This is a genomic window from Streptomyces sp. NPDC038200 (genome assembly GCF_055600785.1).
Genome location: NZ_JBVJYH010000019.1, coordinates 15,685 through 40,305 on the forward strand (window position 1 = coordinate 15,685; position 24,621 = coordinate 40,305).

Sequence of the window (24,621 nt, forward strand, 5' to 3'; positions counted from 1 at the left end):
GTTCAGCTTCCGGTGGTCTGCTCCGGGACGCCCTCGCCGGGCCGCACGTCTCGCAGCAGGCAGGTCAGCCGGGCGCTGCAGACCCGGCGGCCCTCCTCGTCGCTGATCACGATCTCGTACGTCGCCGTGGACCGGCCCCGGTGCACCGGCGTGGCCACGCCCGTCACCAGACCCGAGCGGACCCCGCGGTGGTGCGTGCAGTTCAGGTCCACACCCACCGCGATCTTCGAGCTGCCGCCGTGCAGCATGGAGCCGACCGACCCCAGGGTCTCCGCCAGCACCGCGGAGGCGCCGCCGTGCAGCAGGCCGTACGGCTGGGTGTTGCCCTCCACCGGCATGGTCCCGACGACCTTCTCCGCCGAGGCCTCGAGGATCTGCACACCCATGCGCGTGCCCAGATGCCCGGCCGAGAACAGGGCCGGCAGGTCCACGCCGAGCGCCGCGTACTCGTCGAGGACCTCCTGCGGGAACTTCACTCGCTGCTGCTCACCCATGGGGCCGGCTCCGTTCTTCGTCCACCTGTCCGCTCACTGAGCAAACGCTCAGTCGGTCGCCGATTGTTCCAGACGGCCGCCCGCGCTCCCGGTGTGATCTTCGAGACGTACGACGACGGACTTGCTGGCCGGGGTGTTGCTGGTGTCGGCGGTGGCGTCCAGCGGCACCAGCACGTTCGTCTCCGGGTAGTACGCCGCCGCGCACCCCCGGGCCGTCGGATACAGCACGACCCGGAAACCGGGCGCCCGCCGTTCCACCCCGTCCCGCCACTCGCTCACCAGGTCGACGTACGCTCCCTCGGCGACCCCGAGCGACCGCGCGTCCTCGGGGTGCACCAGCACCACCCGGCGCCCGCCCGTGATGCCCCGGTAGCGGTCGTCCAGTCCGTAGATCGTGGTGTTGTACTGATCGTGCGAGCGCAGGGTCTGCAGCAGCAGCCGGCCCTCGGGCAGCCTCGGGTACTCCACCGGCGCCGCCGTGAAGTTCGCCTTGCCCGTGGCGGTCGGGAAGCGGCGCTCGTCGCGCGGGGCGTGCGGCAGCGCGAAGCCGCCGGGCCGGGCCACGCGCGCGTTGAAGTCCTCGAAACCGGGGATCACCCGCGCGATGCGGTCCCGGACGGTCGCGTAGTCCTTCTCGAACTCCTCCCACGGCACGACGCTGCGCTCGCCGAGCACCCGGCGCGCGAGACCGCAGACGATCGCGGGCTCGGACCTGAGCTGCGGGCCCGCGGGCTTCAGGCGCCCGCGCGAGGCGTGCACCATGCCCATGGAGTCCTCCACCGTCACGAACTGCGCACCGCTGCTCTGCACATCACGCTCGGTCCGCCCCAGCGTCGGCAGGATCAGTGCCCGCGCGCCCGTGACCACGTGCGAGCGGTTCAGCTTCGTCGACACGTGCACGGTCAGCCGCGCGCGGCGCATCGCGGCCTCGGTGACCTCGGTGTCGGGCGAGGCGGAGACGAAGTTGCCGCCCATGGCGAAGAAGACCTTGGCCTCGCCGTCGCGCAGCGCGCGGATGGCCCGCACCACGTCGAAGCCGTGCTCGCGCGGCGGCGCGAACCCGAACTCCTTCTCCAGGGCGTCCAGGAAGGCCGGCGCGGGCCGTTCGAAGATGCCCATGGTGCGGTCGCCCTGGACGTTGCTGTGCCCGCGCACCGGGCACACGCCCGCGCCCGGGCGGCCGATGTTGCCGCGCAGCAGCAGGAAGTTGACCACCTCGCGGATGGTCGGCACGGCGTGCTTGTGCTGGGTGAGCCCCATGGCCCAGCAGACGATGGTCCGCTTCGAGGCGAGCACCATGCCGAGGACCTGCTCGATCTCCGCGCGCGTGAGGCCGGTCGCCGTGAGCGTCTCGTCCCAGTCGGCGGCGCGGGCTGCCTCGGCGAACTCCTCGTACCCGTGGGTGTGTTCGCGGACGAACTCCTCGTCGACCGCGCCCTCGGTCTGCAGGATCAGCTTGTTGAGGAGACGGAAGAGGGCCTGGTCGCCGCCGATGCGGATCTGCAGGAACAGATCGGTGAGGGCGGCGCCCTTGAGGAGGCCCTGCGGGGTCTGCGGGTTCTTGAAGCGCTCCAGGCCCGCCTCGGGCAGCGGGTTGACGCTGACGACCTTCGCGCCGTTCGCCTTGGCCTTCTCCAGCGCGGAGAGCATGCGCGGGTGGTTCGTGCCGGGGTTCTGGCCCGCGACGATGATCAGGTCGGCCTGGTACAGGTCCTCCAGCAGGACGCTGCCCTTGCCGATCCCGATCGTCTCGCTGAGCGCCGACCCGGACGACTCGTGGCACATGTTCGAGCAGTCCGGCAGGTTGTTCGTGCCCAGCTCGCGCGCGAAGAGCTGGTAGAGGAACGCCGCCTCGTTGCTGGTGCGGCCCGAGGTGTAGAAGACGGCCTCGTCCGGGGAGCCCAGAGCGGCGATCTCGTCGGCGACGATGCCGAAGGCCCGCTCCCAGGAGACCGGCTCGTAGTGCGTGCCCCCCTCGGGGAGGTACATGGGGTGCGTGAGCCGGCCCTGCTGCCCCAGCCAGTAGCCGCTGCGGCCGGACAGGTCCGCGACGGAGTGCGCGGCGAAGAACTCCGGCGTGACCCGGCGCAGCGTGGCCTCCTCGGCCACCGCCTTGGCACCGTTCTCGCAGAACTCCGCCGCGTGCCGGTGCTCCGGCTCCGGCCACGCGCAGCCCGGGCAGTCGAAGCCGTCCTTCTGGTTCACCCGCAGCAGCGTCAGCGCGGTGCGCCGCACTCCCATCTGCTGCTGGGCGATGCGGAGCGTGTGCCCGATGGCCGGCAGCCCCGCTGCCGCGTGCTTCGGCTCCGCGACCTGCGGCGCGTCCTGAACCGGATCACCCTTGGGCGGCTTCGTCGCCATCGCACGCTCCCCTTCGACTGCGTGTGAGAAGTACGCCGACGATCCTCCCACGGCGGACCGGCACCGCTGCCGTCCGGGCCGACGGAGGACGGCCCGCCCGCCCGCTCCACCGGCCGTCTCCTCGGCACCGGTCCCCTCTCCCTCCTCACCGGCCGCGCTTCGGCCGCTGTGGCGGCTCTCACATGCGCCGGAGGCGCGCGGCCCGGACTGTCAGTGGGGCGTGGCAGGATCGGGGGCGTGGCAGAGACAGCACCGAAGCAGACCGACAAGACCCCCGGCGGTCCCCGTCCCCGGCTGATGCTCATGGACGGGCACTCGCTGGCCTACCGCGCGTTCTTCGCGCTGCCCGCGGAGAACTTCACGACCGCGACCGGCCAGCCGACGAACGCGATCTACGGCTTCGCGTCGATGCTGGCCAACACCCTGCGCGACGAGGCGCCCACGCACTTCGCGGTGGCCTTCGACGTCTCCCGCAAGACCTGGCGCTCCGAGCGGTTCACCGAGTACAAGGCGAACCGCTCCAAGACCCCGGACGAGTTCAAGGGCCAGGTCGAGCTGATCGGCGAGCTGCTGGACGCGATGCACGCGCAGCGCTTCGCCGTGGCGGGCTTCGAGGCGGACGACATCATCGCCACCCTCGCCACCCAGGCCGAGGCCGAGGGCTTCGAGGTGCTGATCGTCACCGGCGACCGCGACTCCTTCCAGCTGGTCACCGAGAACATCACCGTGCTCTACCCGACGAAGGGCGTCTCGGAGCTGACCCGGTTCACCCCGGAGAAGGTTTTCGAGAAGTACGGCCTGACGCCCGCCCAGTACCCGGACTTCGCCGCCCTGCGCGGCGACCCGTCCGACAACCTCCCGGGCATCCCCGGCGTCGGCGAGAAGACCGCGGCGAAGTGGATCAACCAGTTCGGCTCGTTCGCCGAGCTGGTCGAGCGGGTCGAGGAGGTCAAGGGCAAGGCCGGCCAGAACCTCCGCGACCACCTGGAGTCGGTCAAGCTCAACCGCGTCCTCACCGAGCTGGAGCGCCAGGTCGAGCTGCCGAAGTCGGTCGCCGACCTGGAGCGGGCCCCGTACGACCGCAAGACCGTCGCGATGGTCCTGGACACCCTGGAGATCCGCAACCCGTCCCTGCGCGAACGCCTCTTCGCCGTCGACCCGGGCACGGAAGAGGCGGAGACCACCCCGGTGGTCGCCGAGGGCGTCGAGATCGACGGCACGGTCCTGGGCACCGGCGAGCTGGCCCCCTGGCTCGCCGGGCACGGCACCGGGACCCTCGGCGTCGCCACCGTCGACACCTGGGCGCTGGGCACCGGCTCGGTCGCCGAGGTCGCCCTCGCGGCGGCCGGGGGAGCGGCGGCCTGGTTCGACCCGTCCGAACTGGACGAGGCCGACGAGAACGCGTTCGCGGCCTGGCTGGCCGACCCGGACCGCCCGAAGGTGTTCCACAACGCCAAGGGCGCCATGCGCGTCCTCGCCGAGCACGGCTGGAGCGTCGAGGGCGTCACCATGGACACCGCGCTCGCGGCCTACCTGGTCAAGCCCGGCCGACGCTCCTTCGACCTGGACGCGCTGTCCATGGAGTACCTGCACCGCGAGCTGGCCCCCGCCGCCGCGGCCGACGGTCAGCTCGCCTTCGGCGCGGACGACGGTGCCGAGGCCGAGTCGCTGATGGTCCAGGCCCGCGCGGTCCTGGACCTCGGCGAGGCCTTCGAGGGCCGTCTGGAGGAGGTGGGCGCCGCCGACCTGCTCCGCGACATGGAGCTGCCCACCTCGGCCCTGCTCGCCCGCATGGAGCGCCACGGCATCGCGGCCGACCGTACGCACCTCGAAGCGATGGAACAGATGTTCGCGGGTGCGGTGCAGCAGGCCGTGAAGGAAGCGCACGCGGCGGCCGGTCACGAGTTCAACCTGGGGTCGCCCAAGCAGCTCCAGGAGGTCCTCTTCGGCGAGCTGGCCCTGCCGAAGACGAAGAAGACCAAGACCGGGTACACCACCGACGCCGATGCGCTGGCCTGGCTCGCCCACCAGACCGACAACGAACTCCCGGTGATCATGCTCCGCCACCGTGAGCAGGCGAAGCTGCGGGTCACCGTCGAGGGCCTGATCAAGACCATCGCGGGCGACGGCCGGATCCACACCACGTTCAACCAGACGGTGGCCGCGACCGGACGCCTCTCCTCCACGGACCCGAACCTCCAGAACATCCCCGTCCGCACCGACGAGGGCCGGGCGATCCGCCGGGGCTTCGTGGTCGGCGAGGGCTTCGAGTCCCTGATGACCGCGGACTACAGCCAGATCGAACTGCGCGTGATGGCTCACCTCTCCGAGGACGAGGGCCTGATCCGGGCGTTCACCTCCGGCGAGGACCTGCACACCACGGCCGCCTCCCAGGTGTTCGCCGTCGAGCCCGGCGCGGTGGACGCCGAGATGCGCCGCAAGATCAAGGCGATGTCGTACGGCCTCGCCTACGGTCTGTCCGCGTTCGGCCTCTCCCAGCAGCTGAACATCGAGGCGGCCGAGGCCCGCGCCCTCATGGACGCGTACTTCGAGCGCTTCGGCGGGGTCCGGGACTATCTGCGCCGGGCGGTGGACGAGGCGCGCGCGACGGGCTACACGGCGACGCTCTTCGGACGCCGGCGCTATCTGCCCGACCTCAACAGCGACAACCGGCAGCGCCGCGAGGCGGCCGAGCGCATGGCTCTCAACGCGCCCATCCAGGGCACGGCGGCGGACATCGTCAAGATCGCCATGCTCAAGGTGGACAGCGCGCTGCGCGAGGCGGACCTCCGGTCCCGCATGCTCCTCCAGGTCCACGACGAAATCGTGCTGGAGATCGCCCCCGGCGAGCGGGCGGCGGCCGAGGAGATCGTCCGCCGGGAGATGGCCGGCGCCGTCGACCTGAGGGCTCCGCTGGACGTCTCGGTGGGCGTGGGCCCGGACTGGGAGTCGGCCGCGCACTAGGCTGCCGCGCGGCAGCGGAGGGGCACCACGGCCGAGCGCACACGGGCGCCACAAGCCCCTGTGCGGCTCGACGCCCCCTCCGCCGCCGCACAGCCCGACGCGCCCCCTCCCGGTCGGCGCGCACCGGCCGCCACGCACCGGTCGGGCCGGGCCGAGTCGGGCTGGACCGAGCTGGGCCGGGCCGAGTCGGGCTGGACGGAGCTGGGCTGGGTCGAGCTGGGCTGGACGGAGCTGGGCTGGGCCGAGTCGGGTTGGACGGAGCTGGGCCGGGTCGGGACGGGCTTGGCTGGGCTGGGTCGGTCTGGGTCGGGTCGGGATGCGCCGGGTCGGTCCGGGTCGGGATGCGCCGGGTCGGTCCGGGTCGGGATGCGCTGGGTCGGGTCGGTGGGGGCTCCGGGGCGCAGCGGCGGTCCCTCCCCGCGACGCGAGCCGGTGGTGCCCGACCCGCCGTGACCGGAGGGGCCCTTACGCCACTCGCACCCACCGGGCCGAACCCCCGGAGGGACCCGTCACTCTCGTGGCCCCCGCCAGAACGCCCCGCACCCCCCGCAGCCGCAACACTGCGGGCATGGGTATACGCATGCTTCACCGCCGGACGCCCGAGGCAGCCACCGGGGTCTGGGCGGACACCGCCTCGGCGCAGGCCATGCCCGCCGCGCCGGTCCCGGCCCTCGCGGCCGACGCAAGCACCGCCCGCATCCCGGCCGACCTGGCCACGACCGTCCGCACGGTCACCGAGGACCTCCGGCGCCGGCTCACCGGCCGCCCGGCCCACCTGCCCGACTGGCGCCAGTGGACCGACCTGGCCCGCGGCTACCTCGCCCTCACGCTCGCGGCGATCCCGAGGACGCGCCCCCGGCCCACCCTCACGGTTTTCGTCGCCTCCCTCACCGAGCGGCCGGCCGCCCCCGCCCCGCACCGACCATCTCACCGGGATCCCCGGGCCCCCCAGGACCCCCGGGACCAGCGGCCGGACGCCAGACCCTGACCCCGACGGCGTACACCAGCACCCCCAGGACCACTCCCGCGCCCGCCCCGAAGCACAGGGTGGGCACCAGCTCCCACAGCGGCGCGGCCGTACCGCGCGCCTCCCGCCACTGCGCCGTCCGCTGCACCGCCCCGGCCACCGCGCAGCCGCCGATCACCGCGAGCGCCCACCACCGGTCCCGCGCGGACAGCACCGGCACCCCCGCCGGTCCCCCGTCCGGCGCCCGGCGCAGCGCACGCACCGCGGCCACCGCGATCAGCAGGGCACCCGCCACCGACGACCCGTACTGCAGCCAGGTGAACAGCGGCATGCCCGCCGGACGGGCCCGCCCGACGGCCGGAACCAGCCGCGTACCCCACCGGTCGTGATGCGTGAACGCGTCCCACACCACATGGGTGAGCGCACCGAGCACCGCGGAGGCGTACCACCGCCCCGCCGACACGGCCCCCAGGCGCGCACGGGGCGCACCACAGCGCAGCAGCCCGGCCGGCCGGCCCTGCCGGGCGCGCGGCAGCAGCGCGAGCAACGGCTCCCGGACCAGCAGCCACAGCCCCGCGAGCGCCCAGGCGATGAGCACGTCCACCGTGACGACCCCGGCGAACCCGTGCGTGACCGTGCCGAACTCCATGCCCCCCGGCAGGACACCGGCCGCGAAATAGGGCATGTCGGGCGCGAAGGAGCCCGTGACGAGCACCACGGGCACCAACGGCCCCCGGCCGCGCCCGTCCCGGCGGATCGCGGGCAGCACGGCCGCCGCATGGCTGAGAGTGAACGGCAACGGAGCCCCCAGAGCGTCGACGGCCCGGACTTCGGTGCCGGTGATCAGTCCCGGCCAGTATGCGCGACCGCCGTCCGGGCGCGTCCAGGGCGACGACAGTTGGCCAACCGGTGAAATACGGGAGCGAACAGGTGCCCGCTCACAGCAAGTTGTCGTAGGGTCACCTGGGTCACCGTGCGGGACGCACGGTCGTACACACGTCGCAGGGATGGAAGGGCGGCACAGGGGCAACCACAGCACCGGCTCAACCGTCACACCAGAGCGAGGCAGACAGGCGGAGACGGACGCACGGGCGTCCATGGGAGGGGTTCACTCTATGGCGGCGCATTTCGGCAGGCGGCTGCGCAAGGGGGCGGCGACCACCGCGGTGGCCGCGGCGGCGGTCGCGGCTCTCTCCGCGTCCCAGGCTCCGGGAGTGGCCGACGAGGATCACGGCAGACAGACGGCGACCGGCGCCTCCGCCCCGGTACCGGACGGGTCCGCCGGCGGCAACGCCACCGGCAACTCGCCGTACTACACGGACCTGCCGCCCCTCAACAGCCCCAACCCCAGCCCCTCCTCCAGCGCCGGCACCCCCGTCTCCCGGGGCGGGGGCGAGGCCGGCGTCCCGGCGACGGTGCTCGACGCCTACAAGAAGGCCGAAGCCGAACTGCGCTCCAGCAAGCCCGGCTGCAACCTGCCCTGGCAACTGCTCGCCGCCATCGGCAACGTCGAGTCCGGACAGGCCCGCGGCGGACAGGTCGACGCGAACGGCACCACGCTGCACCGGATCCTGGGCCCGCAGCTCGACGGCAACGGCTTCGCGCTCATCGCGGACACCGACGACGGCGCGTACGACGGCAACAGCGCCTACGACCAGGCCGTCGGCCCCATGCAGTTCATCCCGTCCACCTGGGCCTGGGCCGGCCGTGACGGCAACGGGGACGACAAGAAGGACCCCAACAACATCTACGACGCCGCGCTCGCCGCGGGTCACTACCTGTGCCGCAACAGCTGGGACATGTCCACCGAGGACGGCCTGCACCGCGCGATCCTCAGCTACAACAACTCGCAGGACTACCTCAACCTGGTCCTGAACTGGATGGAGTACTACCGCAAGGGCACCCACTCCGTCCCCGACGGCTCCGGCGACCTGCCCGAGCACCGCAGCGACAACGGCTCCGGCCACACCACGTCCCCGCAGCCCTCGAACCCGCCGAGGACCGAGCCGGACCAGAAGCCCGACAAGCCCGGCGGCGGCAAGGGGCACGAGGGGAACGGCGGCAACGAGACGCCCGCCCCCAAGCCGCCGAAGCCGCCGAAGCCGCCGAAGCCGCCGAAGCCGCCGTTCCCGCCGGTCCCGCCGACCCCTCCGAGCCAGACGGACCTGGTGGACCACCTGGAGGACGCGGGCACGGAGAAGCTCACGGCCATGGCCGGCGACGCCTTCACCGAACGGATCGGCACCCGCGCCGAGACCAAGGCCGGCAAGTCGGTCGCCAAGATCAGGGTCCGGTTCACCATCACCGGGGACACGGACGCCACCTTCGACGGCGGCGAGACCGTGGCCACGGTCGCGACCGACGCCAAGGGTGTCGCACTCGCCCCGGCGCTCCAGGCGGGCGAGAAGACCGGCGCCTTCAAGGTCACCGCGGCCGTCGTGGGCCGCTCGGTCGAGGGCGTCGACTACACGGCCACCGTCACCGCGCGCGCCGCCGACACCCTGGCCCGCACCAGCGACACCCCGCTCACCTGCACCGCGGGCGGCGAGTTCGCCGACCAGGTGCAGGTGAAGGCGACGTACAAGGGTGCCGTCGCGGACAAGGTCGCGGCGACCGCCACCCTCGTCACGTCTGCGACCGACGCCACGGAGAACGACAAGGGCCCCTACTTCAAGGACGCCGACGGCAAGACCGTACGCACGCTCGCCGGCCTCCAGACGGACGCGAAGGGCCTGATCACGCTGCCGAAGCTGTACGCGGACGACACCACCGGAACCTTCCTGCTCCGCATCACCACCACGGGCGGCGCGACGCTCACCGTGGAGCTGACGGTCACAGCCGCTGCCGCCGATTCCCCCGAGACCCCCTCCCCGAGCCCGTCCGCCTCCTCCTGAGCCCACGCGAGGGCGCCCTTCCCGCACCGGCGGGGAGGGCGCCCTCGTTCGTGCGTGCACCGCTGTTCTCATCTCGCCCGCCCGTTGCTACGGTGCCGGACCTGACGCACCATCAGAACCGCTCAGGACACCGACCGTCCGCCGGGAGGCCCCGCATGCGCGCCCTGATCGCCGCCGCGACCGGTCTCGCCCTCGCGTTCGCCCTGGTCCTCGCGATCAGTGCACTGGGCTCGCCGTCGGGCCGCACGTCCCCCAAGCCGCTGCTGACGACGGTGCCCTCGCACCCGTAACCGCGCCCGTCCGGGAGGGAGGCCTTCCATGCGCCGCAAGGCAAGCCTGGTCCTGCTCGCCTGCGCCGTCTTCTGCGCGGCGCTGGCCCCGCTCCTGCGCTGGTACGCCTTCCCGCGCCTGGCCCGGATCCCCGCGAACCAGTACCAGGACATGGTCCTGGAGGCCAGGGACGCCACCCTCCTCGACTACGGCACCATGCGCGCGAAGAAGGTCTCCAAGGTCACCATCGTGCAGACCCTCAAGGGCGATGTGGAGGCCGCGGAGAAGATCGAGAGGACGGCGGGCCGGCCGGTCGTCGTCTGGGACGGCCTGTCCTACGTCCAGGGCCCCGACGGCAAGATGGTCTCCAAGGTGCCCGAGCGGTACGTCTTCGACGCCCACAGCCAGGACCCCGTGCACGCCACCGGCGAGACGGTCGACGGCGACCCGGTGAAACGCGAGGGCATCGAGTTCAAGTGGCCCTTCCTGACGCAGAAACGGGACTACGAGTACTTCGACGCGCAGACCCGCACCACCAGCCCCATCCACTACCGGGGCACCCGGACCTTCCGCGGCCTGACGGTCTACTTCTTCGAGCAGACCGTCCCCTGGACCAGGGTCACGATGCCGAAGACCATGCCCGTGCAGGGCATCACACCGGAGTCGGTCGCCAAGACCGGCACCACCCGCTGGTACTCCACGGTCCGCAGGTTCTGGGTCGAGCCGGTCACCGGGGCACCCGTGTACGGCGAGGAGATCCACAAGGAGGAACTGCGCGGCGGCACCCTGCTCGGCGGTCGCCCCCGCGTCACCGCCTTCGCCGGGCACGTGAAGATGCGCGCGGACTACATCGACCACACGGTCGCCCTGGTCAAGCACAACCGCACGCTCGTCCTGGCCCTCACCTCCTACGTCCCCGGGGGCTCGCTCGCCCTCGGCGTGCTGCTCCTCGCCCTCGCCCTCTGGCTGGAGGCCCGCGCCCGCCGCCCGCGGGACCCCGCCCCCACGCAGTCGGAGGAACCCGAACCGGTCAGCGCCTGAGCCGCGCGTTGGTGTGCCGCGTGGGCTCCGCCGTCGCCGGGTCCTCGGGCCACGGATGCCTGGGGTACCGGCCGCGCAGCTCGGCCCGGACGGCGCGGTAGCCGTCCCGCCAGAAGGAGGCGAGGTCGGCCGTGACGGCGGCGGGCCGGCCGGCCGGGGAGAGCAGATGCACGAGCAGCGGCACGCCCGCCACCGTCGGCGTCTCCCGCAGCCCGAACATCTCCTGCAGCTTCACCGCGAGGACCGGGCGCTCGGGATCCTGGTAGTCGATCCGGATCCTGGACCCGCTCGGCACGGTGATCCGCTCGGGCGCCAGTTCGTCCAGCCGGGCCGCCTCCCCGCCCGCCCAGGGCAGCAGCCGCGCGAGGGCCTGCCCGGCATCGATCCGCGCGAGATCGGTGCGCCGCACGGCCCTGCTCAGCTCCGGCTCCAGCCACTCGTCCACGCGCGCGTGGAGTGCCGCGTCCGACACGTCCGGCCACGGCTCCCCGAGATGCGCCCGCAGGAACGCCAGCCGCTGCCGCAGCACCTGCGCGTCGGGCGACCAGCGCAGCAGCCCGAAGCCGTCCTGCCGCAGCCCTTCGAGGAGGGCGCCGCGGACGAGGGCCGGCTCGGCGCCCTTCAGCGGCCGTACGGCCAGTTCGATCGCCCCCAGCCGTTCGACATGCCGGGCCACGACCTCCCCGTCGGCCCAGTGCACCTCGTCCCGCTCCGCCAGCAGGGCCCCGGCGGCGGCCAGCGCCACGTCCTCCGCCACGGCGGCCCCGAGCCGCACGCGCGCGTGCCCCTTGCCGGAGGGCCGGTCGGCGACGGCCACGACGATCCAGGGAGCGCCGCCCAGAGCGGATCCCTCGGACAACTCGGCCCGGGTCCCGGACGCCATGAGATACGAACCACCGTCCAGCTTGGCCACGCGCTCGGGAAAGGCAAGGGCGGCGACAAGCCCGACGACCCCGTCGTCCTCCCCACCCCCGCCCCACACCCGGACCCCGCCGTTCCCCCCACCGGCAGCCACGGCACGCCCCGGCCCCGCACCGACCCCCGCCCGCCCCGGCCCCGCACCGACCCCCGCCCGTCCCTGCACCCCGCCGCCCACTCCGCGGCCCTGCTTCTCGCCCGCCGCCGGGTGCTCCCGCCTCCCGGCCTCGCCGGCCGGTCCTGCCCCGGCGTTCACCCGGTGCCGGTGGTCATGGGTGGGCGGGTGGGCGAACTCCGTGGAGACGGCACGCAGCCGCCGCACCTCCGCGGCCCACCGCCCCGCGTAGGCGTCACCCCCGCGCCGTACCCGCCGCAGAGCACCCGCGAGATCGTCCCCGTACTCCCGCGGCACCTCCTCCGACAGCAGAGCGACGACCTCGGCCCCCGCACCGGCCGTGTCCCGCAACGCCCGTCCCAGCCGAGGGTGCACCCCCAGCCGAGCCAACCGCACGCCGGACTCCGTCGCCCGCCCGGCGGAGTCCACCGCTCCCACGGCCGACAGCACCTCCCGCGCCGCCGCCATGGCCCCGCCCGGCGGCGGATCGAGCAGCGCCAGCCCGGAGGCGTCCGGGTCGCCCCAGCAGGCCGCCTGAAGGGCGAACGCGGTCAGGTCGGCCAGCTTGATCTCCGGAGCGGGAAACGCCGGCAGACGGCCGTCCTCGGCCTCCGCCCAGCACCGGTACACCGCACCGGGCGCCTCCCGCCCGGCGCGCCCGGCCCGCTGCCGTCCGGCCGCCCGCGACGCCCGTACGGTCGTCAGCCCGCTCAGCCCGCGCGCGTGATCCACCCGCGGCTCCCGCGCCAGCCCCGAGTCGACCACCGTCCGCACCCCGGGCACGGTCAGCGAGGACTCCGCCACGGCCGTCGCCAGCACCACCCGGCGCCGCCGCCCGGCCGCCAGCACCGCGTCCTGCACCGCGGCCGGCGCCCGCCCGTGCACCTGGAGCACCTCGACGTCACCGAGGTCCCCCAGCAGGGCCGCCACGCGCGCGATCTCGCCCATGCCCGGCAAGAAGCACAGCACGTCCCCGGCCCGCTCGGCCAGCGCCCGCCGCACCACCGACGCCACGTGCGCCAGCAGCGCCGGATCCACCCGCATCCCGTGGGGCGGCCGGACCGGACGGGCCGGCGGCGACCACACCACCTCCACCGGATGCGCCGCACCCGCCGCCTCGACGACCGGTGCCCCGCCGAGCAGCCGCGCCCACCCCTCCGCGTCCGTGGTCGCCGACGCGGCCACCAGCCGCAGCTCCGGCCGCAGCGCCTGCCGTACGTCCCACAGGAACGCGGCCACCGTGTCGGCGTCCAGATGCCGCTCGTGGACCTCGTCCAGGACGACGACGTCCACACCGGCCAGCTCCTGGTCGCGCTGGAGCCGCTGCAGCAGGACACCGGTCGTCACGACCTCCACCCGCGTGTGCCGCCCCACGGCCCGCTCGCCGCGCACCGTGAAACCGACGCTCCGGCCGGGCTGCTCGCCCAGCAGCCACGCCATCCGCCGGGCCGCCGCCCGCGCCGCGATCCGCCGCGGCTCGGCCACCACGACCCGCCGCGCCGGACCGCCCCCGACCAGCCCCGCGAGCACCAGCGGCACCAGCGTCGTCTTGCCGGTGCCGGGCGGTGCCACGAGCACGGCGGTGCCGTCACCCTCCAGGGCGTCGGTCAGGGCGGGCAGGGCGGACCGCACGGGCAGTGCGTCCAGAGCGTCGTAACGGATCACGCCCCCAGTGTCGTACGAGGACCGAAACGGCCCCGCACGCGTGCGTGCGGGGCCGCAGGTACGCCGCTCACACACACGCGTCACGCACACGCGCGCGCGTGTGCGTGTGAAAGGAGGTGCCGCGTGCGCGTACGTGAGAGAAGGCGCAGGGACGCGTACGGGAAAGGAGGTGCGGGCAGGCGCGCGGCGGCGGCTGCCCTCAGTCCCGCTCGCACACGAAGATCGCCGTGCCGGGGATCAGGTTCCCGCGCAGGGGCGACCAGCCGCCCCACTCCGAGGTGTTCCAGGCCGGCCACTCCGGCTCCACCAGGTCCACCAGCCGGAAACCGGCGGCCACGACGTCCCGCACCCGGTCGCCGAGCGTCCTGTGATGCTCGACGTAGACCGCGTGGCCCTGGTCGTCCTGTTCCACGTAGGGCGTGCGGTCGAAGTAGGACGCGGACACCGACAGGCCCTCGGGGCCCGGCTCGTCCGGGAACGCCCAGCGGATGGGGTGCGTCACCGAGAACACGAACCGTCCGCCCGGTCGCAGCACCCGGCGCACCTCGCGCAGCACGAGCCGCGGATCGGCCACGAACGGCAGCGCCCCGTACGCGGAGCACGCCAGGTCGAAGGAGGCGTCCGCGAAGGGCAGCGCGCCGGCGTCGGCACAGACCAGCGGAAACGATCCGCCGATGCGCAGCGCGTGCTGCAGCTGGCGGTGCGAGAGGTCCAGCGCCACCGGGTGCGCGCCCTGGGCGGCCAGCCAGCGCGCGCACTGCGCCGCGCCCGCGCCGATCTCCAGGACGTCCTTGCCCTTCAGCTCCTCCACCGGACCGAGCAGCTCGGCCTCCACCTCGTCCAGGCCCTCCGGGCCCCACACGAAGCGGTCGTCGCCGAGGAACGTGCCGTGCTCGATCTGGTACTCGTCCGCGTTACGGTCCCACCAGCCGCGATTGGCCCGGGAACTCTCCGTGACATCCGCGTCACGTCGCGTGGCCTCCGGCTCGAAACCCTCGGAGACCTCAGGGTCGTGCGCTTCCGACTCTTGGATGATCGGCTCCCTCGTCGTACTCTTCCGTCCAACCCGCCGGAGGTCCGCGCGGAAGGGTTCCCATGGGCCTGTGTGGCCCGTTGGGGTGAATATTCCGCCGGGAATGCGGCGATCCGCCCCGGGTGGGCGCCTTCGCGCATTGACCCTGTCCGGCTGCCCCCGTATGCTACAAGTTGCGCTGCGAGCCTGCGCACCTCAGACGTAGCAGGCTGCGCTCGCATCTGTATGTATGTCCCCTCGGTTGTCGAGGCGCCACCGGGCACCCGGTGCTCAATGTGGCGCTTCCTTGGCTGTCCGGCTTCTGCAGAGCGAAACGGGCTCCCGGCGTAAGCAGTACCTACGACTTCAATGTCCGTACCGGAGCCCTTTCCCACATGACGAGCAGCACCGAGACCACCGCCACCACCCCGCAGGTTGCGGTCAACGACATCGGTAACGAGGAAGCCTTCCTCGCAGCGATCGACGAGACGATCAAGTACTTCAACGACGGCGACATCGTCGACGGCGTCATCGTGAAGGTCGACCGGGACGAGGTCCTGCTCGACATCGGTTACAAGACCGAAGGTGTCATCCCGAGCCGCGAGCTCTCGATCAAGCACGACGTCGACCCGAACGAGGTCGTGGCCGTCGGCGACGAGATCGAGGCCCTGGTCCTCCAGAAGGAGGACAAGGAAGGCCGCCTGATCCTCTCGAAGAAGCGCGCCCAGTACGAGCGTGCCTGGGGCACCATCGAGAAGATCAAGGAAGAGGACGGCATCGTCACCGGTACCGTCATCGAGGTCGTCAAGGGTGGTCTCATCCTCGACATCGGCCTCCGCGGCTTCCTCCCGGCCTCCCTGGTCGAGATGCGCCGCGTCCGCGACCTCCAGCCCTACGTGGGCAAGGAGCTCGAGGCGAAGATCATCGAGCTGGACAAGAACCGCAACAACGTGGTCCTGTCCCGCCGTGCCTGGCTGGAGCAGACCCAGTCCGAGGTCCGCCAGACGTTCCTCACGACCCTCCAGAAGGGTCAGGTCCGCTCCGGTGTGGTCTCCTCGATCGTCAACTTCGGTGCCTTCGTGGACCTGGGTGGCGTCGACGGTCTGGTCCACGTCTCCGAGCTGTCCTGGAAGCACATCGACCACCCCTCCGAGGTTGTCGAGGTCGGCCAGGAGGTCACCGTCGAGGTTCTCGACGTCGACATGGACCGCGAGCGTGTCTCCCTGTCGCTGAAGGCGACCCAGGAAGACCCGTGGCAGCAGTTCGCCCGCACCCACCAGATCGGCCAGGTCGTGCCCGGCAAGGTCACGAAGCTGGTGCCGTTCGGTGCGTTCGTCCGCGTGGACGAGGGCATCGAGGGTCTGGTCCACATCTCCGAGCTGGCCGAGCGCCACGTGGAGATCCCGGAGCAGGTCGTCCAGGTCAACGACGAGATCTTCGTCAAGGTCATCGACATCGACCTCGAGCGTCGCCGCATCAGCCTCTCGCTGAAGCAGGCCAACGAGTCCTTCGGTGCCGACCCGGCCTCGGTCGAGTTCGACCCGACCCTGTACGGCATGGCCGCGTCCTACGACGACCAGGGCAACTACATCTACCCCGAGGGCTTCGACCCCGAGACCAACGACTGGCTCGAGGGCTACGAGAAGCAGCGCGAGGAGTGGGAGCGCCAGTACGCCGAGGCGCAGCAGCGCTTCGAGCAGCACCAGCAGCAGGTCATCAAGTCCCGCGAGGCCGACGCCGCTGCCGCGGCCGAGGGCGGCGAGGCTGCGGCTCCGGCCGCGACCGGCGGTTCGTACTCCTCCGAGGGTGCCGACACGTCCGGCGCGCTTGCCTCGGACGAGGCGCTTGCCGCGCTGCGCGAGAAGCTGGCCGGCGGCCAGAGCTGAACGCTGCCGCTGAGGCTTAGCCGTTAGTGCCGAGGGGCCGTACCTTTCGAGGTGCGGCCCCTCGGAGTTTTCCGCACCCGGCCCCCGCGCTTCGGGCGTCGGGCCGGTGGTGGCCGGTCGGGCGGTTCCCGGGTCTCCCGGCGGGCGCCGCGTCCCCCGTCAGGACGCTCTCCGGCGGGCGCCGCGTCCCTCGTCAGGAAGTGACCGGGATGTTCGTCAGACCCTTGCCGCCTGTCACCGTGTTGCCGGTGTAGACCGTCGTCCTGCAGCTCGCGCTGTTGTTGGTGACGTCGATGGCGAGCTGGGTGGAGCCGGTGGCACCCGACAATGTCGACTTGTTGCCCTTGAACACCGTGCCGCAGCCCCAGCCGGACTGCTGGGTGTGGGTCTGGTAGCCGTCGTTGGTGGTGTTCTTGCCGGTGTTGTCCTGGACGAGGACGTCGTCGCCCTTCACGTCGACCCAGGAGTCGTCGTAGTTGGCGCCGGTCAGACCGCTGCCGTCGAAGGTGTTGCCGATGATGCGGGCACCGGTCGTGCCCTCCTTGATGTCGATGTTCTCGCCGCCGACGTCCGGGCCGATCGTGTTGCCCAGGATCTGGATGCGGTCGCTGTTGTCGGACAGCGTGTTCGCGGTCCCCACGTACACGCCCTCGCCCATGCCCCGGCCGTCGTTGCCGGTGTCGTAGATCTTCGAGTTCCTGATCACGCCGTCCGTGCTGGAGTTGCGGAAGTGCACGCCCTCCATGTCCAGGTCGTGCACCGTCACGCCGTCCACCACGACACCCCTGGACGCGTCGATCATGATGCCCTTCTGGCCGCCGGTCACGGTCAGGCCGCCGACCGTCCAGTAGGAGGCGCCGTTCAGGTGCAGTCCGTAACCGCCGCCGGCGGTGAGCACGGCCCGGGGGGAGCCGGTGAGGGTGATGCGGGCGGATGCCGTGGCCGGGGTGGTCGCCTTGAAGTTCCCGGTGTAGGTGCCGTCCGCCAGGTGGATCGTGTCGCCGGGTGCGGCGGCGCCGAGAGCGGTCTTCAGCTGGGCCGCGGTCGTCACCTCGATCGTGGTGGCGGCCGCGGAGGGGCCGCCGGCGGTCAGCAGCAGGCCGCCGGCTGCGAGCGCCGTGGCGAGCAGGGAAGTGAGCGGTGTGCGTATGCGCATGGGGCTCTCCTGTCGGACGGATCGATCGGTCTCATACATGAACGATGGTTCGATCTCATACATGAACGATGGACGCCAACGTGAACGCCGATGGCCGTGAAGGTACGGACCAGGTGACGGGGCGTCAAGATGTCCCGCGCGAGATCGCAGATCAGCGGCGTGTCGCGGGAATTCCCGCATTCCAGGGCGCGTTGTCCAGGGGGAACACGAGGAGGAGCGGTCACAGTGCTTGATCCGCAGGGTTTGTACGCATGGGAGCCGAAGGGCCTCGCCGTGGTCGACATGGCGCTCGCCCAGGAGTCGGCCGGCCTTGTCATGCTCTACCACTTCGACGGATACATCGACGCGGGTGAGACCGGAGACCAGATCGTCGACCGGCTGCTCGACTCACTGCCCCACCAGATCGTGGCCCGGTTCGACCACGACCGGCTCGTGGACTACCGGGCCCGGCGGCCCCTGCTGACCTTCAAGCGGGACCGCTGGACGGACTACGAGATCCCGGCCATCGAAGTCCACCTCGTCCAGGACGCCACCGGTGCCCCCTTCCTGCTGCTGTCCGGTCCCGAGCCGGACGTGGAGTGGGAGCGGTTCGCGGCGGCGGTGCGCCAGATGGTGGAGCGGCTGGGTGTGCGCCTGTCCGTGAACTTCCACGGCATCCCGATGGGCGTGCCGCACACCCGCCCCGTGGGCCTGACCCCGCACGGCAACCGCACCGACCTGGTCCCCGGCCACCGCAGCCCCTTCGACGAGGCGCAAGTGCCCGGCAGCGCCGAGTCGCTGGTCGAGTACCGCCTCATGGAGGCAGGGCACGACGTCCTGGGAGTCGCGGCGCACGTCCCGCACTACATCGCCCGGTCCGCGTACCCGGACGCCGCGCTGACCGTCCTGGAGGCGATCACGGCCGCCACCGGCCTGGTCCTGCCCGGCGTCGCGCACTCCCTGCGCACCGACGCCCACCGCACCCAGACCGAGATCGACCGGCAGATCCAGGAGGGCGACGAGGAACTGACCGCGCTCGTCCAGGGCCTGGAGCACCAGTACGACGCCGCGGCCGGTGCCGAGACCCGGGGCAACATGCTGGCCGAGCCCGTGGAGATCCCCTCCGCCGACGAGATCGGGCAGGAGTTCGAGCGGTTCCTGGCGGAGCGCGAGGGCGACAACTGACCCGCGCCCGCCGAGGCGCGGGGCCGCGTCGATGTGCGGCCCCACCACGCGGGCACGACCGGTTCCGTCGGCCCGCACCCGTCGGACCGGCCGCGGGGCGAAGCGTCTAGGCTTCCGCTCATGCTGACAGTGGGCCTGACCGGCGGGATCGGCGCCGGCAAGAGCGAGGTGTCGCGGCTGCTCGTGGAGCACGGGGCCGTGCTGATCGACGCGGACCGCATCGCGCGTGAGGTCGTGGCGCCGGGCACCCCCGGCCTCGCGGCCGTGGTCGACGCCTTCGGAGCGGACGTCCTGGCCGCCGACGGCAGCCTGGACCGCCCCCGGCTCGGCTCGATCGTCTTCGCCGACCCGGACAAACTCGCCGTCCTGAACTCGATCGTGCACCCCCTGGTGGGCGCCCGCTCCCGCGAACTGGAGAGCGCCGCGGCCGAGGACGCCGTGGTGGTCCACGACGTGCCCCTGCTCACCGAGAACGGTCTCGCCCCGCTCTACGACGTCGTGATCGTCGTGGACGCGAGCCCCGAGACCCAGCTGGACCGGCTGGTGCGGCTGCGCGGGACGACCGAGGAGGACGCCCGCGCGCGCATGGCCGCGCAGGCGACGCGCGAGCAGCGCCGGGAGATCGCCGACATCCTGATCGACAACGACGTACCCCTGGACGCGCTGAGGAAGCGCGTCGCCGAGGTCTGGGACGAGCTCGTCCGCCGGGCCCGGCGGGAGGCCACGGACGCGGAATAGGCGGCCGGTCCGGGGCGTTGAAGCGCTGGAGCAAGGGAAGGACTCAGCCGTGCCCGAGACCAGCGGTTCCACCGGACGTACTCCGGAGACGCATGTCATCGACTTCCGCGCTGCCGAGCAGCTGCTCAACGCGCGGGATCCGCGGGGCGCGGTGAAGCTGCTCGACGGAGTCATCGCCGCGCATCCCGAGAACACCGCCGCCCGTCTGCTTCGTGCGCGTGCCTTCTTCGCCGCCGCGCAACTGCGGCCCGCCGAGCTGGAGTTCACGATCGTGCTGGAGCGCGAGCCGGACAACGCGTTCGCGCACTTCGCCCTCGCCCGGACCTATGAGCGCCAGGGCCGCCCCGACCAGGCCAAGCGCCATTTCAGGCTGGCAGCCGCGCTCGACCCCAACCCGCGGTACCTGCGGGCGGCGCGCTTCGAGGACTGACGGCCGGCGAGCCGACGGTGCGCGGCGTCGACACGGCCGCTCGGCGGACGGTGCGCGGCGTCGGCACGGCTCCTCGGCGGACGGTGCGGGGCGCCGGCACGGCCGCTCGGCCGGAGGGGCGCTGGGTCGTGCCGCTCAGGGGTGGCGGTGCCTCGGCGGACCCGGATACGGCGGCCCGCCCTCCGGCGGCGGGTACGGCGGAACGTCGCGCCCCGGCTGGTAGTGCGGGCCCTGCCGGATGTGTCTGAGGATCATGGCCATGTCGATGGTGACCAGCAGCCACAGCACGCCGCAGGCCGCCGCCCAGCCCGGGCGCCCGACCAGCGCGAAAGCCGCCGTCCCGAAGACTGTCCAGACCAGTCCCCACACGCTCAGCCAGAACCGCGCCCGCAGTGCACTGCGCGCGGTCACCGGTTCACTGCCCGTACGCATCGGATCACCGCTCCTGCTGGCAACGTACTCCTCGACGCGCACGTCCATCAACACCCGACGGGCGGGCCCACCACGGGATCCCGGCCGCGATCTCCCGGTACCTGCCGGTGACCTGGCTGCCGCGCCCGCCCTCCGTGGGGCGGGCGGTCGGCGGCCGTCGGCGGCCGGCCGGCTGCTCGTACATCGGGCACGGAGAGTTCCCGTTCCGGGCTGAATAGCTCGAACGGGTGAACTGGGGGAGTGTGGGAACGGGTGTGCGGGAGCGGGCCGTTGTCCGGGCATGAGGATCGACATGCGTGAGGGATACGAGGGCACGGGACCGGGAGCGATCACCCCGGACGGCTGCGCGGTCGAGCTGTACACACGGCTCCCGGTGGGCGACGAGCCGGACATCATCGCGGCGGCGGTGCCGGCCGGGGCGCACATCCTGGAGCTGGGCAGCGGGGTGGGCCGGGTGACCCATCCCCTGCTGGAGCGCGGCTTCACGGTCACGGCGGTCGACGAGTCCGCCGACATGCTGGCCCGGGTCCGCGGGGCGCGCACGATATGCGCCGCCGTCGAGGAGCTCGACCTCGGCGAGAAGTTCGACGTGGTGATGCTCGCGTCGTTCCTGGTGCACAGCGGTGACGAGGAGGTGCGCAGGGGCATGCTGCGCACCTGTGCCCGGCATGTGGCGGAGGGCGGCTGTGTGCTCATCCAGCGGGAGGGCCCGGACTACCACACCGACGTGCCCAGAGAGCGGGTCGACCCCAGCGGCTTCACGGTACGGATCGCGTCGGTGGAGCCGGCCGGGGAAGGGGTGAACTCCGTCCGCGCGGAGTACGCGTTCCCGGACGCGGTCTGGACACAGACGTTCCTCGCCAGACCCCTGACGAAGGAGCAGTTCGAGTCTGCGCTGGCCGAAGCGGGACTGGAGGTGGACCGCTATCTGACACCGGACGGGATGTGGGTGAGGGCGGTGCGCGCGGCGTAGGGGCGTAGGGGAGGACAGGGCGGACGGGACGGGGTGATGGTCTCGCCGGCGATGAGTTCTCGGCCTCTGATCGGTCTACCTCCATGAAAGCAACCGGCACCGCTTCATCAGGAGACCCTCATGTCCGAGACCACCGCCCCCGTCAGCTCCCCGACATCCGTGGGCTCCACCGGCTCGCCCACCGGCCGGGTACGGGCGGCCCGGGGCGCGCTGCGGACCGTGCAGATCCTGCTCGCCCTGTTCTTCGGCATCGCGAGCGCCCTGCCCAAGCTCATAGCGCACCCGACGGCCGTCGAGTCCTTCGACAAGATCGGCTGGGGCAGCGGGGCGATGTACACCATCGGCGCGCTCGAACTCGCCGGAGCGGTCGCGCTGTTGATCCCGATGCTGCAGTCCGTGGCCGCGATCGCTCTCGGTGCGCTCATGGCGGGAGCGTTCATCGTCCAGCTCACCGCGTTCGACGGCCAGAACGCGGCGACCCCGCTGATCCTGATCGCACCGCTCGCCCTGATCGCCTGGACCCGCCGGGCGCACAACGGCGACCTGCTGCGGCTGCTGAGCCGACGGTGACACCGCCGACGGTGGCGGGCACGGCCGGGAGGGCCGTCCCCGCCACCTGGGCGCTGTGAGCCTGGGGCGGCGATGAACGCGGTTGGGCGTGGGGAGGCAGTGCTGGGTGGCTCCTCGTCCGCTCACCGTCCGCGCGGGGGCCCACCCGAGCCGCCGGGTGCACCGGAGCCACCGCCCGCCCCGGCGCTTCCGGAGCCCCCACGTCGCCCACGCCCGCCGGAGCCGCCCGAGCCACCGGGCCCGCTCGCTCCGGTGAAGCCTGCGAAGCCTCCGGGGGCGCCCTGGGCGAGTCCGCGGAGGCGTTCCAGTTCGCGGCGGTCGCGCTTGGTGGGGCGGCCGGTGCCGGGGTCGCGGAGGCCCGCGGGGGCGACGGCCTCGCGGGGCGGAGGCGGAGGGGAGTTGTCGATGTAGCACTGGACGGCCACGGGCGCACCGACCCGCTTGCGGATCAGGCGCTTGACGATCACGATCCGTTCCCGGCCCTCGTGCCGCAGCCGTACCTCGTCGCCCACGCGCAGGGAATAGGCGGGCTTCACCCGCTCGCCGTTCACGTGGACATGTCCACCCCGGCAGGCGGTGGCGCCGAGAGAGCGGGTCTTGATCAGACGGACGGCCCAGATCCAGCTGTCGACGCGGACGGATTCGCCGTTGGCGGGCCCGGCGGCCTCGGCGGCGGCCACCGCCGCGGCGATCTTGGGATCGAGCGGTTGCCCGGCAGGGGCGGAGCCCGTCCCAGCAGACCCGCCAAGCTCACCGGTCCCGTCAGCACCAGAGCCGACGGCGCCGGCCCCGCCGGTTCCGCCAGGGCCGCCGGTTTCCTCGCCGGTCGCACGGTCCACGTTCTCGTCCGCATCCTCGGAAGCCATGCCCCGACCCTAACGCCCGGGGGCCGCCGAGCCGGAAGCGTTTTTCGGTGACCGCGCCGGCCATCACCCAGCGTGCACCGCGGACCGCCGACCGCCGACCGCCGACCGCCGACCCGCCATGCCGCCGACCCCGACCGTCCGCCGCGCCCGCCATGCCCCCCCGCGCCGCATCGATCCTCGCCCTGCTCAGGCCGGCCTCACGGGGCATACGGTGACGACATGGACGACAGCAGCGCCCTCGCCCGCCTCGATCGGCGCGTCGCCGACTGCCGGGCCTGTCCCCGGCTGGTCGACTGGCGTGAGGAGGTGGCCCGTACGAAGCGAGCCGCGTTCGCCGACTGGACGTACTGGGGACGGCCGGTGCCCGGGTTCGGCCCGGCCGACGCCCGGCTGGCGATCATCGGACTGGCCCCGGCCGCGCACGGCGGCAACCGGACCGGCCGTATGTTCACCGGCGACCGCTCGGGAGACGTGCTGTACCAGGCGCTGTACGACGTGGGGCTCGCCTCGCAGCCCACCTCCGTCAGCGCCGACGACGGCCTCCAGCTGCACGGCGTGCGGGTCACCGCGCCCGTGCACTGTGCGCCGCCCGCCAACAAGCCGACCCCCGGGGAACGCGACACCTGCCGGCCCTGGCTGGTCCAGGAGCTGACGCTGCTGCGGCCGATGCTGCGGGCCGCGGTCGTCCTCGGCGCCTTCGGCTGGCAGGCCGCGCTGCCCGCGTTCGCGGAGGCGGGCTGGACGGTGCCCCGCCCCCGTCCTGCCTTCGCTCACGGCACCCGGGTCGCGCTCGACGGCCTGGACCTCTTCGGCTGCTTCCACGTCAGCCAGCGCAACACCTTCACCGGGCGGCTGACCGCCGAGATGCTGCGCGAGGTCCTGCGCGGGGCGGCGGAGGCGGCCGGGCTGCCGTGACGAGTCCCGGGGGCCTCCCTCAGCCGGCCTCGGAGTCCTCGCCGAACAGGTGCCGTACCGTCGAGCGGTAGTTGGCGCGGACGTGGCCGAGGGCGTGGGTGCGGGCACGGTCCGGGTCGCCGGAGGCGATGGCCTCGTACAGCTCGCGGTGTTCGGCGAGGAGTTGGGGCCATTCCTCGTTCCGCCGGGTGAGCCAGCGCAGGCGGCCGTCGACCGGTTCCATGACCGAGATCAGCAGGCCGTTGCCGGCCATGGCGAGGACGCGGTCGTGGAAGCGCGTGTTGACGTCCGTGATCGCCTCGGCGTCCTCGTCCTTGGTCGCCAGGGCCGCCTGGTCGAGCAGGTCCCGCAGCTCCGCCAGCGCCTCGGGGGTCGTCCGGGCCGCCGCCAGCCCCGCCGCGTACACCTCCAACGCCTCGCGCAGCTCGAAGAGTTCCCTGACATCGGCCGGGGTGAGCCGGCGCACGACCGTGCGGCGGGCCGACTCGAAGAGGACGAAGCCCTCGGCGACCAGGGCGCGGATCGCCTCTCGCACCGGCACCCGCGAGACGCCGAACCGCTCGGCCAGTTCCCGCTCGACGAGCCGGTCACCGGGGCCGAGGCGCCCGGCGATGATGTCCTCCCGCAGGCTCGCCAGGACCCGTTCGCGCACCGCGCCCAGGGGTTCGGTCTTCGTCATGGGCCCATCTTCGCCGAAGCCGGCGGTCTTTTACGGGGCCGTAATGGCGACGACATCGGTCCGAACGCTTGACGGCGGGACCATGGCGGCAGTTTGGTATACCAAACGGCC

General features: G+C 72.7%; 21 protein-coding genes. 12 read left to right on the forward strand and 9 right to left on the reverse strand.

Annotated elements, in window-relative coordinates:
- Window positions 1-2: 2 nt before the first annotated feature.
- Together ACZ7KF_RS31125 and ACZ7KF_RS31130 are read right to left on the reverse strand one after the other, a co-directional pair.
- Window positions 3-494: a hotdog fold thioesterase gene (locus tag ACZ7KF_RS31125; RefSeq protein WP_471082358.1), complete on the reverse strand. Its 492-nt coding sequence runs from the start codon at window positions 492-494 to the stop codon at window positions 3-5.
- Between the two features lie 48 nt (window positions 495-542).
- Window positions 543-2,855 (reverse strand): FdhF/YdeP family oxidoreductase, encoded by a 2,313-nt coding sequence (locus ACZ7KF_RS31130; RefSeq protein ID WP_471082361.1) that lies wholly within the window; start codon window positions 2,853-2,855, stop codon window positions 543-545.
- Between the two features lie 237 nt (window positions 2,856-3,092).
- On the opposite strand from ACZ7KF_RS31130, the gene polA reads away from it, so the two are divergent.
- Both polA and ACZ7KF_RS31140 read left to right on the forward strand, forming a co-directional pair.
- On the forward strand, window positions 3,093-5,819 hold the full coding sequence (gene polA, locus ACZ7KF_RS31135) for a DNA polymerase I (RefSeq protein ID WP_471082364.1): 2,727 nt from the start codon (window positions 3,093-3,095) through the stop codon (window positions 5,817-5,819).
- Between the two features lie 568 nt (window positions 5,820-6,387).
- Window positions 6,388-6,807, forward strand: coding sequence for a hypothetical protein (locus ACZ7KF_RS31140; protein WP_471082367.1), 420 nt, complete (start codon window positions 6,388-6,390; stop codon window positions 6,805-6,807).
- Here the strand turns inward: ACZ7KF_RS31140 and ACZ7KF_RS31145 are convergent.
- Window positions 6,707-7,585, reverse strand: coding sequence for a DUF4184 family protein (locus ACZ7KF_RS31145; protein ID WP_471082370.1), 879 nt, complete (start codon window positions 7,583-7,585; stop codon window positions 6,707-6,709). The two genes, ACZ7KF_RS31140 and ACZ7KF_RS31145, sit on opposite strands and share 101 nt — an antisense overlap.
- A gap of 316 nt (window positions 7,586-7,901) precedes the next feature.
- Between ACZ7KF_RS31145 and ACZ7KF_RS31150 the strand changes: the two genes are divergently transcribed.
- The 3 genes from ACZ7KF_RS31150 to pgfA all read left to right on the forward strand — a co-directional run bounded on the left by ACZ7KF_RS31150 (window position 7,902) and on the right by pgfA (window position 10,991).
- Window positions 7,902-9,680, forward strand: coding sequence for a lytic transglycosylase domain-containing protein (locus tag ACZ7KF_RS31150; protein ID WP_471082373.1), 1,779 nt, complete (start codon window positions 7,902-7,904; stop codon window positions 9,678-9,680).
- 155 nt (window positions 9,681-9,835) lie between these two features.
- A complete protein-coding gene (locus tag ACZ7KF_RS31155) occupies window positions 9,836-9,970 on the forward strand; it encodes an SPW_0924 family protein (protein ID WP_471082376.1) in 135 nt (44 codons plus the stop codon).
- A gap of 28 nt (window positions 9,971-9,998) precedes the next feature.
- On the forward strand, window positions 9,999-10,991 hold the full coding sequence (pgfA, locus tag ACZ7KF_RS31160) for a cell envelope lipid trafficking protein PgfA (protein ID WP_471082379.1): 993 nt from the start codon (window positions 9,999-10,001) through the stop codon (window positions 10,989-10,991).
- Here pgfA and ACZ7KF_RS31165 read toward each other — a convergent pair.
- Window positions 10,981-13,689, reverse strand: coding sequence for an ATP-dependent RNA helicase (locus ACZ7KF_RS31165; RefSeq protein WP_471082382.1), 2,709 nt, complete (start codon window positions 13,687-13,689; stop codon window positions 10,981-10,983). The genes pgfA and ACZ7KF_RS31165 overlap by 11 nt on opposite strands.
- Window positions 13,690-13,888: 199 nt before the next feature.
- On the reverse strand, window positions 13,889-14,725 hold the full coding sequence (locus ACZ7KF_RS31170; protein ID WP_471082797.1) for a class I SAM-dependent methyltransferase: 837 nt from the start codon (window positions 14,723-14,725) through the stop codon (window positions 13,889-13,891).
- 371 nt (window positions 14,726-15,096) lie between these two features.
- On the opposite strand from ACZ7KF_RS31170, the gene rpsA reads away from it, so the two are divergent.
- A complete protein-coding gene (gene rpsA, locus ACZ7KF_RS31175; RefSeq protein WP_067042841.1) occupies window positions 15,097-16,587 on the forward strand; it encodes a 30S ribosomal protein S1 in 1,491 nt (496 codons plus the stop codon).
- A gap of 193 nt (window positions 16,588-16,780) precedes the next feature.
- On the opposite strand, the gene ACZ7KF_RS31180 is transcribed toward rpsA, so the two are convergent.
- The gene (locus ACZ7KF_RS31180; RefSeq protein ID WP_471082386.1) at window positions 16,781-17,743 is read right to left on the reverse strand and encodes a right-handed parallel beta-helix repeat-containing protein; all 963 of its coding nucleotides are present in this window, start codon (window positions 17,741-17,743) and stop codon (window positions 16,781-16,783) included.
- 225 nt (window positions 17,744-17,968) lie between these two features.
- On the opposite strand from ACZ7KF_RS31180, the gene ACZ7KF_RS31185 reads away from it, so the two are divergent.
- The 3 genes from ACZ7KF_RS31185 to ACZ7KF_RS31195 all read left to right on the forward strand — a co-directional run bounded on the left by ACZ7KF_RS31185 (window position 17,969) and on the right by ACZ7KF_RS31195 (window position 20,075).
- Window positions 17,969-18,907: a PAC2 family protein gene (locus ACZ7KF_RS31185; RefSeq protein ID WP_471082389.1), complete on the forward strand. Its 939-nt coding sequence runs from the start codon at window positions 17,969-17,971 to the stop codon at window positions 18,905-18,907.
- A gap of 120 nt (window positions 18,908-19,027) precedes the next feature.
- On the forward strand, window positions 19,028-19,645 hold the full coding sequence (gene coaE / locus ACZ7KF_RS31190) for a dephospho-CoA kinase (protein WP_471082392.1): 618 nt from the start codon (window positions 19,028-19,030) through the stop codon (window positions 19,643-19,645).
- A 49-nt stretch (window positions 19,646-19,694) separates the two neighbouring features.
- On the forward strand, window positions 19,695-20,075 hold the full coding sequence (locus ACZ7KF_RS31195; protein WP_471082395.1) for a tetratricopeptide repeat protein: 381 nt from the start codon (window positions 19,695-19,697) through the stop codon (window positions 20,073-20,075).
- Window positions 20,076-20,210: 135 nt separating this feature from the next.
- Here the strand turns inward: ACZ7KF_RS31195 and ACZ7KF_RS31200 are convergent, their stop codons facing one another.
- Window positions 20,211-20,507: a DUF6343 family protein gene (locus ACZ7KF_RS31200; RefSeq protein WP_471082398.1), complete on the reverse strand. Its 297-nt coding sequence runs from the start codon at window positions 20,505-20,507 to the stop codon at window positions 20,211-20,213.
- A 292-nt stretch (window positions 20,508-20,799) separates the two neighbouring features.
- On the opposite strand from ACZ7KF_RS31200, the gene ACZ7KF_RS31205 reads away from it, so the two are divergent.
- Both ACZ7KF_RS31205 and ACZ7KF_RS31210 read left to right on the forward strand, forming a co-directional pair.
- Window positions 20,800-21,480 carry a class I SAM-dependent methyltransferase gene (locus tag ACZ7KF_RS31205; protein WP_471082401.1) on the forward strand — a complete coding sequence of 227 codons (681 nt, stop codon included), beginning with the start codon at window positions 20,800-20,802 and terminating at the stop codon, window positions 21,478-21,480.
- Window positions 21,481-21,600: 120 nt separating this feature from the next.
- Complete coding sequence (locus tag ACZ7KF_RS31210) at window positions 21,601-22,050, forward strand: DoxX family protein (RefSeq protein WP_471082404.1); 450 nt, start codon at window positions 21,601-21,603, stop codon at window positions 22,048-22,050.
- Between the two features lie 122 nt (window positions 22,051-22,172).
- Here ACZ7KF_RS31210 and ACZ7KF_RS31215 read toward each other — a convergent pair whose 3' ends face one another.
- Window positions 22,173-22,916: an RNA-binding S4 domain-containing protein gene (locus tag ACZ7KF_RS31215; protein WP_471082407.1), complete on the reverse strand. Its 744-nt coding sequence runs from the start codon at window positions 22,914-22,916 to the stop codon at window positions 22,173-22,175.
- A gap of 219 nt (window positions 22,917-23,135) precedes the next feature.
- Here ACZ7KF_RS31215 and ACZ7KF_RS31220 point away from each other — a divergent pair, with 219 nt between their 5' ends.
- The gene (locus tag ACZ7KF_RS31220; protein ID WP_471082410.1) at window positions 23,136-23,831 is read left to right on the forward strand and encodes a uracil-DNA glycosylase; all 696 of its coding nucleotides are present in this window, start codon (window positions 23,136-23,138) and stop codon (window positions 23,829-23,831) included.
- A gap of 19 nt (window positions 23,832-23,850) precedes the next feature.
- Here ACZ7KF_RS31220 and ACZ7KF_RS31225 read toward each other — a convergent pair whose 3' ends face one another.
- On the reverse strand, window positions 23,851-24,510 hold the full coding sequence (locus tag ACZ7KF_RS31225; protein ID WP_471082413.1) for a GntR family transcriptional regulator: 660 nt from the start codon (window positions 24,508-24,510) through the stop codon (window positions 23,851-23,853).
- Window positions 24,511-24,621: the final 111 nt, after the last annotated feature.